12 protein-coding genes are annotated in these 12178 nt (G+C 36.3%); 8 read left to right on the forward strand and 4 right to left on the reverse strand.

All coding sequences use genetic code 11. The annotated features are described in order from the left end of the window. Nucleotides 1–2 precede the first annotated feature (2 nt). A complete protein-coding gene (locus RBH94_RS04570) occupies nucleotides 3–2015 on the reverse strand; it encodes a fumarate reductase/succinate dehydrogenase flavoprotein subunit (RefSeq protein ID WP_188222867.1) in 2013 nt (670 codons plus the stop codon). 12 nt (nucleotides 2016–2027) lie between these two features. Next, complete coding sequence (locus tag RBH94_RS04575; protein WP_307882573.1) at nucleotides 2028–2711, reverse strand: succinate dehydrogenase cytochrome b subunit; 684 nt, start codon at nucleotides 2709–2711, stop codon at nucleotides 2028–2030. A gap of 424 nt (nucleotides 2712–3135) precedes the next feature. Here RBH94_RS04575 and RBH94_RS04580 point away from each other — a divergent pair, with 424 nt between their 5' ends. Then, nucleotides 3136–4428 (forward strand): aminopeptidase P family protein, encoded by a 1293-nt coding sequence (locus RBH94_RS04580; protein WP_307882574.1) that lies wholly within the window; start codon nucleotides 3136–3138, stop codon nucleotides 4426–4428. Between the two features lie 75 nt (nucleotides 4429–4503). Here the strand turns inward: RBH94_RS04580 and RBH94_RS04585 are convergent, their stop codons facing one another. Then, entirely contained in the window at nucleotides 4504–5829 is a 1326-nt protein-coding gene (locus RBH94_RS04585; protein ID WP_307882575.1) for an aspartate kinase, read from the reverse strand. A gap of 180 nt (nucleotides 5830–6009) precedes the next feature. Between RBH94_RS04585 and RBH94_RS04590 the strand changes: the two genes are divergently transcribed. The 3 genes from RBH94_RS04590 (at nucleotide 6010) to RBH94_RS04600 (ending at nucleotide 7794) form a co-directional block, all read left to right on the forward strand. Further along, nucleotides 6010–6666, forward strand: a complete 657-nt coding sequence (locus tag RBH94_RS04590; RefSeq protein WP_307882576.1) for a hypothetical protein — start codon at nucleotides 6010–6012, stop codon at nucleotides 6664–6666. A gap of 20 nt (nucleotides 6667–6686) precedes the next feature. Beyond that, complete coding sequence (locus RBH94_RS04595; RefSeq protein ID WP_307882577.1) at nucleotides 6687–7466, forward strand: alpha/beta fold hydrolase; 780 nt, start codon at nucleotides 6687–6689, stop codon at nucleotides 7464–7466. A 61-nt stretch (nucleotides 7467–7527) separates the two neighbouring features. Then, on the forward strand, nucleotides 7528–7794 hold the full coding sequence (locus RBH94_RS04600; RefSeq protein WP_188222861.1) for a hypothetical protein: 267 nt from the start codon (nucleotides 7528–7530) through the stop codon (nucleotides 7792–7794). A gap of 121 nt (nucleotides 7795–7915) precedes the next feature. Here RBH94_RS04600 and thiL read toward each other — a convergent pair whose 3' ends face one another. Further along, a complete protein-coding gene (thiL, locus tag RBH94_RS04605; protein ID WP_188222860.1) occupies nucleotides 7916–8953 on the reverse strand; it encodes a thiamine-phosphate kinase in 1038 nt (345 codons plus the stop codon). Nucleotides 8954–9181: 228 nt separating this feature from the next. Between thiL and RBH94_RS04610 the strand changes: the two genes are divergently transcribed. Genes RBH94_RS04610 through sufC form a run of 4 tightly spaced genes read left to right on the forward strand, consistent with a single transcriptional unit; the run spans nucleotide 9182 to nucleotide 12170 of the window. Next, nucleotides 9182–9511, forward strand: a complete 330-nt coding sequence (locus RBH94_RS04610; protein WP_188222859.1) for an iron-sulfur cluster assembly accessory protein — start codon at nucleotides 9182–9184, stop codon at nucleotides 9509–9511. Nucleotides 9512–9529: 18 nt separating this feature from the next. Next, entirely contained in the window at nucleotides 9530–10978 is a 1449-nt protein-coding gene (gene sufB / locus RBH94_RS04615) for a Fe-S cluster assembly protein SufB (protein WP_307882578.1), read from the forward strand. A gap of 11 nt (nucleotides 10979–10989) precedes the next feature. Continuing rightward, nucleotides 10990–11412 carry a hypothetical protein gene (locus tag RBH94_RS04620; RefSeq protein WP_307882579.1) on the forward strand — a complete coding sequence of 141 codons (423 nt, stop codon included), beginning with the start codon at nucleotides 10990–10992 and terminating at the stop codon, nucleotides 11410–11412. A 2-nt stretch (nucleotides 11413–11414) separates the two neighbouring features. After that, nucleotides 11415–12170, forward strand: a complete 756-nt coding sequence (sufC, locus tag RBH94_RS04625) for a Fe-S cluster assembly ATPase SufC (protein WP_307882580.1) — start codon at nucleotides 11415–11417, stop codon at nucleotides 12168–12170. Nucleotides 12171–12178 lie beyond the last annotated feature (8 nt).

Below are 12178 nucleotides of genomic sequence, written 5' to 3' on the forward strand. Positions count from 1 at the left end.
TTTTATTTGTACGAACGTTGTTTTAGTTCTATATCATTAAACTCTAATTCTTCTTTGTGTAAAACAGCATCGGCAGGCTCCCCTTTGTACTCCCAGGCAGCTACATAAGCGTAATCTTTATCGTTACGTTTCGCTTCTCCTTTTTGCTCACCATCTAACTCTACAGACTCTTCTCTAAAGTGACCTCCACAAGACTCATTTCTATTTAAGGCATCTTTAGCGAATAACTCCCCTAATTCAAGGAAATCTGCTACACGAGCTGCTTTTTCTAACTCAGGATTCATTTCGTTAGCACTTCCAGGAACTTTTACGTTTTTCCAGAAATCTTCACGCAATGCCTTAATTTCAGCCATCGCTTCTTTTAAGCCTTGCTCGTTACGAGACATACCACATTTATCCCACATAATCTTACCTAATTTTTTGTGGTAGTAGTCTACTGAGTGTTGTCCTTTATTATTGATGAAGAAATCAATCATATCTTTAACACCCTTCTCAGCTTCGTCGAACTCTTTAGTATCTGTTGGAATTGCCCCTGTTCTAATATCGTTTGCTAAGTAATCTCCGATAGTGTATGGTAATACAAAATATCCATCGGCTAAACCTTGCATTAAAGCAGAAGCTCCAAGACGGTTAGCACCGTGGTCTGAGAAGTTAGCTTCACCAATACAATAAAGACCATCAACAGTAGTCATTAAGTTGTAGTCTACCCAAACTCCACCCATTGTATAGTGGGTTGCAGGATAAATCATCATTGGTGTTTTGTATGGATCCTCATCTACGATTTTCTCATACATCTGGAATAAGTTACCGTATTTTGCTTCTACGATAGCTTTTCCTAAATCATATATTTTTTGAGCTGAAGGATTTTCAATATTCTGAATTCTTGCCTGCTCTTTTCCGTAACGTTCAATAGCCGATGCGAAATCTAAGTAAACCGCTTCACCGGTAGCATTAACACCGTAACCAGCATCACAACGCTCTTTAGCTGCACGAGAAGCAACGTCACGAGGTACTAAGTTACCGAATGCTGGATAACGACGCTCTAAGTAGTAATCTCTTTCGTCTTCCGATAAATCGGTTGGCTTTTTACGACCTTCACGAATCGCTAAAACGTCTTCCATGTTTTTAGGTACCCAAATACGACCATCGTTACGTAAAGACTCAGACATTAATGTTAATTTAGACTGATAATCTCCTGAACGTGGAATACATGTTGGGTGAATTTGCGTATAACATGGGTTAGCAAAATACGCTCCTTTTTTATGTATTTTCCAGGCTGCCGTTGCGTTAGACCCCATAGCGTTAGTTGATAAGAAATATACATTTCCGTATCCACCTGAAGCAATAACTACAGCATGCGCTGAATGTCTTTCAATTTCACCGGTTATTAAGTTACGAGCAATAATTCCACGCGCTTTTCCGTCAACCTTAACAACATCTAACATTTCATGACGGTTGTACATTTGGATTTTACCACGAGCAATTTGTCTGTTCATTGCCGAGTAAGCTCCTAATAATAACTGCTGACCAGTTTGTCCTTTAGCGTAAAAAGTACGAGATACTAATACACCACCGAACGAACGGTTATCTAATAATCCACCATAATCACGTGCAAAAGGAACTCCTTGTGCCACACATTGGTCAATAATATTTGCTGATACTTCTGCCAAACGGTAAACGTTGGCCTCACGTGAACGGTAATCACCACCTTTTACAGTATCGTAAAACAATCTGTAAGTCGAGTCACCATCACCTTGGTAGTTCTTCGCTGCATTAATACCACCTTGTGCCGCGATAGAGTGTGCTCTACGTGGTGAATCCTGGTAGCAAAATGCTTTTACGTTATAACCTAGCTCTGCTAAGGTAGCAGCTGCAGACCCTCCTGCTAAACCAGTACCCACAACAATAACATCGATATGACGTTTGTTAGCTGGATTTACCAGGTTAATATGATTTTTATACTCAGTCCATTTATCTTTAATTGGACCCTTTGGTACTTTTGAATCTAATGCCATAATATCTTAAGATTAATGGATATGATTAAAATGATGGAATAAAGCAATAATTATAAATCCTGCAGGAATAATAATTGAATATGCTTTACCAATGTTTTGTAATGTTTTCTTTCTTCCAGCTGTAGCTCCCATAGATTGGAACGCCGATGTAAACCCGTGTAACAAGTGTAATGCTAAGAACACAAAAGCTACAATGTAAGCAACCACTCTTGCAGGGTTAACAAATTTTTCCTGTAACTCGTGGAAATACCTGTAACCTTCTACACCTTCGTGTACACCAGACCAATCGCCCTGAATGTACTTGGTGTTAATTTCTGGAAACCAGAAATCGATAAAGTGAAGCACGATAAAAGCTAAAATAACCAACCCACTATAAATCATGTTTCTACTAACCCAAGATGAGTTTGCAGCTCCATTATTTTTAGCATAGGCTACCCCTTGTGCTTTTTTGTTTTTAATTTCTAAAATGAATCCCATGATAAAGTGGAATACCACACCAAAAATTAAAACTGGTTGCATTACAAATTGAATTAACCAATTGGTTCCCATAAAGTGAGATACTTCATTGAAGATTTCACCGCTAAAAACTGATAAAAGGTTGATTACAAAATGTTGAAATAAGAAAATCATTAGGAAAAAAGCCGATAATGCCATCGCTACTTTTCTTCCAATCGAAGATTTAAAAAATCCGCTCATTATTTTGAAGTTAGTTTAATATCTAGATGCAAATGTAGTGAGCATGCCTATTTTAGACAAACTTTAACCCCGGTTTTATTAGGTATTTAGAATGGTTTTAAAGAAGCTAATACTTAGACAAAAATAGTCCAAAACCTTTAATTACCAACACCTTCAAAGCAACTACCTCCCTTACCTAAGTATTTCCTTTAACAAATCTTTAGTATTCGATATAGAGGAACAATAAATTTTAACCTTTCGGTTTCAAATTCAAAATGTAATCGATTACTTAACAAATCATTTTAAAAAACTGTACCCCTCTTACTCCCAGCCGACTAATTCAACTCACAACACCAAGCTAAGCACCTTATTTCCAATTATAACATTTATTAACATTTGAATTTTTTACTTTTGTGTCATTCACAAAATCTAATATTCTATTAACATGAAATATCACCCAATAGACAACGCTCTATTTATTCACAACAGAAAGAATTTCACAGCACAAATGAAACCAAATAGTTTGGCTGTTTTCAATTCTAATGATATTTATCCTATTGGTGCCGACAGTACCATGCCATTTCAACAAGATCGCAATATATTTTACTTAAGTGGTGTAGATCAGGAATCAAGTATTTTATTATTATTCCCTGATTGTCCAAATCCAAAACACCGCGAAATCTTATTTTTAACAGAAACTAACGAGCATATCGCTATCTGGGAAGGCGCTAAACTTGACAAAGAGAAAGCTTTTGAAACCTCAGGTATTAAAACAGTTTACTGGCTGCATGATTTCAACAAAATCTTTAAAGAAGTAATGTCGCAGTGTGACACCGTTTATGTAAACACCAACGAGCATTACCGCTCTAATGTTGAAACGCAAACACGTGAAGACCGTTTCAATAAATGGTTAAGAGAAACATTCCCTGCGCACAGCGTTGCTAAAAGTAACCCAATATTACAACGCCTTCGTTCGGTAAAACACCAGATTGAAATTGACTTAATTCAAAACGCTTGTAATATTACCGAAAAAGCATTCCGTCGTGTATTAGGTTTTGTTAAACCAGGTGTTTGGGAACATGAAATTGAAGCCGAAATGATTCACGAATTTATTCGTAACCGTTCAAAAGGTTTTGCTTACACACCAATTATTGCTTCAGGAAATAATGCTAATGTTTTGCATTATGTTGAAAACAACCAACAATGTAAAGACGGTGATTTAATTTTATTTGACACCGCCGCTGAGTATGCTAATTACGCTAGTGACTTAAGCAGAACCATTCCGGTTAATGGTCGTTACAGCGACAGACAAAAGGATGTATATAATGCGGTATTACGAGTTAAAAACGAAGCCACAAAACTATTAGTTCCAGGTACACTTTGGGCTGAATATCACGTTGAAGTTGGTAAAATGATGACTTCAGAATTACTAGGCTTAGGACTTTTAGACAAAGCCGATGTTCAAAACGAAAACCCAGACTGGCCGGCATACAAAAAATACTTTATGCATGGTACGTCTCACCATATGGGATTAGACACGCATGACTACGGTATTTTAACTGAACCTATTAAACCTAACATGGTATTTACGGTTGAACCTGGAATTTACATTCCTGATGAAGGTTTCGGAATTCGTTTAGAAGATGATGTTGTCGTTCAGGAAAAAGGAGAACCTTTAAACTTAATGGCAAACATCCCGATTGAAGTTGAAGAAATTGAAGATTTAATGAATAGTTAATTCATCAATCTAAATAGAACAAATAAGAAAGGGTCGTTTTGCAACGACCCTTTTTAACAATACTAAAATTATAATTTACAGAGTGACTAATTCAAATAAATAATCGTTTAGCTTGCTAAGTGTTTTTATTTTATCGTTAGAATTAATTAACAGCGAAATGTTGTTATTACTTCCGCCATATGAAATCATTCTAATTTTTACATCTTGTAATATCTGGAACAATCTGTAAGTATCGTGATGGTTCACTACAGAGTGCCCCACTAAACATACGATACTTTGATTTTTATCGACTTCAATAGTTGCGATTTTTTCTAATTCAACTAAAATCTTGTCTAAATTTTTATCATCATCAATGGTTAACGACACCGCCACTTCCGAGGTTGTAATCATGTCGATTGACGTTTGATACACTTCAAATATTTCAAATACTTTCTTTAAGAACCCGTGTGCATTTAACATGCGTGCCGATTTAATCTTAATCGCAGTAATGCCGTCTTTCGCAGCAATGGCTTTAATACCAACTTCAGAATGGTTGTTGTTAATTAAAGTACCATGTGCTTCCGGGTTCATAGTATTCTTTAAACGCACCGGAATATTATCTTCTCTCACTGGTGTTACCGTTTGCGGGTGTAAAATTTTAGCTCCGAAATACGCTAACTCAGCCGCTTCATCAAACGATAGGTTTGAAATAGGACGCGTATTTTCCACATATCTCGGGTCGTTATTATGCATCCCATCGATATCCGTCCAGATTTGAACTTCTTCAGCTAAAATCGCAGCTCCAATAATGGTTGCTGTATAATCGCTTCCGCCACGTTGCAAGTTTGAAATTTCGTCTTCGGCATCTAAACAAATAAATCCTTGTGTGATGTAGATTTGAGCATCTTCAGCGTTATCAAAAACAGTTTTTAAATGTGCTTTAATATAATCTATATCTGGATCCTTTTCAGCATCAATACGCATAAAACTCAAAGCCGGCAATAAGGTTGAACTTATTCCTTCTTGCTTCAAGTAGGCGTTTACCATGTATGTAGATAAAATTTCACCTTGCGCTAAAATTTCATTTTCTAAAGCTTGAGTAAACGCTTTCTCTGTAGCTCCTAATAGCAATTCGAATACACCAGACACATAACTCTGAACATCTGCATTTAATTCTGCATTCGTATTTAAAAGGTTATTAACAACCACCTTATAGGTTTCATGAAGCACTTTTACTTTTGTAGCTGCTTCACTTGCATTTCCTTGTTCAATATCCTTGGCAATAGACACTAAATGATTTGTTGTTCCAGACATAGCCGATAAAACAACAATCTTCTTATCTCCATCATTAATAATGTTTTTTACATTACTAATACTCTCCACCGACCCTACCGAGGTCCCTCCAAATTTTAATACTTTCATATTTATAAATACTTAATGTATTTAGTGTTCTATACTGGCAGCTGTTGTTTCTCCATCTCGAAACTTACAATTACCAGCTTCATTTTCATTATTTTGGATGCTAAACTATAACTCCTTTCTATAAAAAAGATATTTATTAAAAAATATGTTTACTTTTGCACATATTGTTAAATAATTAACATGAAGACTGTATCAAACTGTGTTGAAGATATTTTAATAACACAACCTTATTTAGAAGAAGCGCTTTCGCGGAACATTATAAACTTTAGCGCCTTGGCTATCGAGCTAACCGAACCTATTAGCAAAATGCTCAAGAAAGACGTGAAGCCCGGTGCAATTATGATGGCCCTGAGACGCTATAATCCACCTACTACGTTAACCAATTCGGTGAAGATGAAAAAGGTGATGCAAAATTTAGGTGATATTACAGTTCGATCTAACCTAACCGACTTTACAGTTAAAAATTCGGATACCATTATTGATAACCACGCTAAGATTTTAGACCGTATTAATCAAGAACCGAAATTATTCTACACCTTCACCCGTGGTATTCACGAAAGCAACTTAATTGTTTCTAGTAGTTTAGATGCTTTTGTTAAAGAGTGCTTAGACAACGAAACCTTTTTAGCTTCACAATCCGGATTATCAGCAATTTGTGTTAACCTTCCGGAAGACAATTCTAAAATCGCAGGTTTATACTACCATTTCTTTAAGCGTTTAGCTTGGGAAGGTATTGTTTTATATGAAGTGATTTCAACCACTAACGAGTTCACCATCTTGGTTGAAGATGAATTTGTCGACAAAGCCTTTGCAGCCATAAAAAAAGTTAAAGCTTAGAATAAAGCAACTTTCAGTTTATGAATTTAACTCACAAAAACACATCCATAGCGTATACCGATACCGGAACAGGCAATGCAGTTGTTTTACTTCATGGTTTTCTGGAAAATAAAAACATGTGGGAGCCTTTTTTACCGGAATTCTCAAAAACGCATCGTATTATATGTATCGATTTGTTAGGTCATGGTGAAACCGGATGCCTAGGTTATGTCCACAGCATGAAACTCATGGCCGAAACGGTTGATGTAGTTCTTAATCATTTAGAGATTAAGAAAGCAACCTTTTTAGGACACTCTATGGGTGGTTACGTCGCATTAGCTTACGCTGAAGAGCACCCCAATAAAGTTAGCGGCATTTGTTTGATGAATTCTACAGCAAAAGAAGACAATCAGGAACGCAAAATTGGGAGAGATCGGGCTATTGAAGCTGTAAAACAAAATCATAGAACTTTTATCAGAATCGCGATTAATAATTTATTCCGACCAAAAAACAGAGAAATCTTTGCTGATAAAATAAAAGAGGTTATTGAAAGCGCATTGCAAACTCCACTTCAAGGGATTATCGCCGCCTTGGAAGGCATGAAAATCAGACCCAACCGCGAACATATTCTGGAAGCACATGAATTTGATAAACTCATGATGATTAGTAAAAAAGACCCGGTTTTAGACTATAAAAACCTAGTCAATCAAACCAAACACAGGAATGTAAAAGTGGTTGAATTTCCTGATGGACACATGGCTCATATAGAAAATTCACATGAATTTTCACTCAATACCATGCATTTCATCGAAAATTTATAGCGTTTTGTCGGTTTGTTTGTTTTTTTTAACTATGTTTAAATCAACAAATTAACCACAACCCATGAAAACCACTACTAACACCCAAGCATTTATACCGAAAATGTACTGTAGTCTTTTCGGTCATAACTACAAAGTAACAAAACAGGTTACGTACCACGTTAAAGAATACACCTGCTCACATTGCAAAAAGCAGTTAACAACAAATAGCAACGGCAATTTAATTGAATTAACACCAAAGTTTCAGGAAATCAATGATATTTTAGAGCGTATTCACCATTCAAGAATGGAACGCAAACAAAGAAAAATTATCGCTTCCTCACCTTATTAAGGTCCTGAAATCTAATTGCTTTTTATTTCTGCAGATTTAGGGTTCACAAAAACTCTGATTACTGTTCTTTGTAACTGAATGTAAAAACAGGTACCCCTCTTAAAATCACCTCATTAATATCTTACTCGTTAAAGTTTTTCCAACCTTGAGCTTTAATTGGTATTTTAGTTTCTGCCCTGGTTACTAAATGCATACCAGCACTTTCCTCGGTCATATAACCTATAACCGTTAAATTAGGATTCGCTTTAATTTTCGGATAATCGTCCTGTGAAATGGTCATTAACAACTCGTAATCCTCACCACCGTTTAAAGCTACCGTAGTACTATCAATATTAAACTCTTCACATGTTGAAATGACCTGAGGATCTAAAGGTATTTTTGTTTCGTACAAATCACACCCCACTTTACTTTGCTTACAGATGTGCATAATTTCAGAAGATAATCCATCACTAATATCAATCATCGATGTTGGTTTCACATCTAAATCCTGTAACAACTTCACAATATCTTTTCTGGCTTCAGGCTTTAACTGACGCTCAATAACATAGGTATATTGATCTAAATCCGGTTGATTATTTGGGTTGACTTTAAACACTTCCTTTTCACGTTCCAACACCTGTAACCCCATATAAGCGGCACCTACATCCCCGGTAACGACTAACAAATCGTTAGGTTTTGCTCCGTTTCGATACACTTCATTCTCCACTTCACCTAAAGCAGTTACAGAAATTAAAAGACCTTTGTTAGAAGATGTCGTATCACCTCCAACGACATCAATATTATAAATTTTTGCAGCCGTTTCAATACCTGCATAAATTTCTTCTAAAGCTTCCAATGGAAAACGATTAGAAACCGCAATAGATACGGTAATTTGTGTAGCCGTAGCATTCATAGCATACACATCAGACAAATTTACAATCACCGATTTATACCCTAAGTGTTTTAAAGGCATATAACTTAAATCGAAGTGTACGCCTTCGACTAACAAATCGGTAGTTACCACAACTTTCTTCTTAAAATCAAGCACGGCGGCATCATCACCAATACCTTTTACGGTCGATTTATGGTTGATTACAAAATTCTTAGTCAGATGGTCTATTAATCCAAACTCTCCTAACTCACTTAAATCTGTACGCTGCTGGTTTTTATCTTCTATCATGCTGCAAAAATAAGAAGCTTATTTAGATTATTGAATACCCAAACACTAATAAAAATTCAAATTATTTGCCTAATAACTAAAATTATACAACAAACTATTGATTTTACAAACAATAAAAAAAACCTATAAAACTATATGTGAATATAATGTTAGGCTCTATGGTAATCCGCGACTTATATTGTATATTTGCAGTCAATTTTGACAATATATATTTTTATATAGATAATTATGATAAAAGTTTCTGAAACAGCTAAGAAAAAAGTTGTCGAGCTTATGCAAGAAGATGGCTTTGACCCGACGACCGATTATATCCGTGTTGGGGTAAAAAGCGGTGGTTGTTCTGGGCTATCTTACGATTTAAAGTTTGATAAAGAAAAAGTAGAAGAAGACAAAGTTTTTGAAGACAATGGTGTACAAATTATTGTTGACAAAAAAAGCTTTTTATACCTAATAGGAACCACTCTGGAATATTCTGGAGGACTAAACGGTACCGGATTTGTGTTTAACAACCCGAATGCCAATAGAACTTGTGGTTGTGGTGAATCTTTTTCACTTTAAATCAATAACTGAAGACTGATGAGTAAATATACTGAAGACGATTTAAGAGAAGAACTTAAGACTAAAGAATACGAATACGGATTTTATACCGACATAGAATCTGAAACATTTCCTGTTGGTTTAAATGAAGATATAGTCCGTGCTATTTCTATTAAAAAAGAAGAGCCAGAATGGATGACCGAGTGGCGTTTAGAAGCCTTTCGTATCTGGCAAGGTATGACCGAGCCAGAATGGGCTAACGTGCACTATGAGAAACCAGACTTTCAAGCCATTTCGTATTATTCAGCACCAAATAAAAAACCTAAATACGAAAGTTTAGACGAAGTAGACCCTGAGTTATTAGACACGTTTAATAAATTAGGAATTTCTCTGGACGAGCAAAAGAAATTAGCTGGTGTGGCTATGGATGTGGTTGTCGATTCTGTATCGGTAGCAACAACATTCAAGAAAACATTAGCTGAGCAAGGCATTATTTTCTGCTCTATTTCTGAAGCGATTAAAGAACACCCGGAATTAGTTAAAAAATATATCGGTACGGTAGTTCCTAAAACAGACAACTTCTATGCTGCCTTAAACAGTGCGGTATTTAGTGATGGCAGTTTCTGTTATATTCCAAAAGGCGTAAAATGCCCTATGGAATTATCAACGTATTTCCGTATTAATCAAGCCGGAACTGGTCAGTTTGAAAGAACTTTAGTTGTAGCCGATGAAGGGAGTTACGTAAGTTACCTTGAAGGGTGTACAGCACCAAGTCGTGACGAAAACCAGTTACATGCTGCCGTTGTAGAGCTTATCGCTTTAGACGACGCTGAAATTAAATACAGCACCGTACAAAACTGGTTCCCTGGAAATGCCGAAGGTAAAGGTGGTGTTTACAACTTTGTAACCAAACGTGGTTTATGCGAGAAGAATTCTAAAATCTCCTGGACACAAGTTGAAACCGGAAGTGCTGTAACCTGGAAGTACCCATCATGTGTATTAAAAGGCGACAATTCAGTTGGTGAGTTTTACTCAATTGCAGTAACTAACAACTTCCAACAAGCCGATACTGGTACGAAGATGATTCACCTTGGTAAAAACACAAAATCTACCATTATTTCTAAAGGGATCTCGGCAGGTAAATCGCAAAACTCTTACCGCGGACTAGTACAAGTGGCAAGCCGTGCAGAAAACGCACGTAACTTCTCGCAATGTGATAGTTTACTTATGGGTAACGAGTGTGGCGCACATACCTTCCCATATATCGAAGCTAAAAATAAGACAGCTCAAATCGAGCATGAAGCAACAACCAGTAAAATTGGTGAAGACCAGATTTTCTATTGTAACCAACGTGGTATCGATACCGAAAAAGCTATTGCGCTTATCGTAAACGGGTTCAGTAAAGAGGTACTTAACAAGTTACCAATGGAATTCGCCGTTGAAGCTCAAAAATTATTAGAAATTAGCTTAGAAGGAAGCGTTGGATAAATCTCTGTAATATGAAAAAAGCATTTGTTTTACTGTTAACTCTTTCTGTTTTAACGGCGTGTAAAAGCGATAAAAAAACAGAAACTGCCGAAGAAACATTCACTGCCGATAGTCCTGAAAAAACCGCTAAACAAAGCGACGGGCTAACCCTTTTAAAAGGCGACTTTGTGTACTTTGATGGAGCCGCAGTAATACAAACACATGCTAATATTTACGGAGTTTTTATAACCGATAAAATGCAAGAGCTTAATGAGCTTGCCGAAAAATATAAAACCGAACCTACAGATATGGTTCCTGTAGAAATAAGAGGAAAAATCACAAATAAAAAAGACGATAAAATTCTTTGGGATAATAAAGTTGAAGTGGTTGAAATATTAAACGTTTCAAAACCCAATCCAGAGAGTAACAATGTTGTAAAACTAGGACAAGAATAGTTATGTTAAAAATTGAGAATTTACACGCTCGTGTTGAGGATAAAGCGATTTTAAGAGGTATAAACCTTGAAGTAAAACCAGGTGAAGTTCACGCTATCATGGGACCTAATGGTTCTGGTAAAAGTACCTTATCATCTGTAATCGCAGGAAAAGAAGAGTACGAAGTTACCGATGGTAGCATCATTTTTGAAGGTGAAGATATTGACGAATTGGCTGCTGAAGAGCGCGCGCACAAAGGTGTCTTCTTATCATTTCAATATCCTGTAGAAATTCCTGGAGTTTCAGTAACAAACTTCATGAAAACTGCTATTAACGAAACTCGTAAAGCTCAAGGATTAGAAGAAATGCCTGCTAAAGACATGCTAAAATTAATCCGTGAGAAATCTGAACTTTTAGAAATCGACCGTAAGTTCTTATCACGTTCTCTAAACGAAGGGTTCTCTGGTGGTGAAAAGAAACGTAACGAGATTTTCCAAATGGCTATGTTAGATCCTAAATTAGCTATTCTTGATGAAACAGATTCTGGTCTAGATATCGATGCTTTACGTATTGTTGCTAATGGGGTTAACAAATTAAAAAGTGAAGATAACGCGGTTGTAGTTATTACACACTACCAGCGTTTATTAGATTATATCGTTCCAGATTTCGTTCACGTATTATACAACGGACGCATTGTAAAATCAGGAGGAAAAGAATTAGCTCACGAATTAGAGGAGAAAGGTTACGACTGGATTAAAGAAGAAGTGAACGCTAAATAAACCGAGCA

Origin of the sequence: Aestuariibaculum sp. YM273, assembly GCF_030908365.1 — a bacterium.
In the GTDB taxonomy this organism is placed as follows: Bacteria; Bacteroidota; Bacteroidia; order Flavobacteriales; family Flavobacteriaceae; genus Aestuariibaculum; species Aestuariibaculum marinum.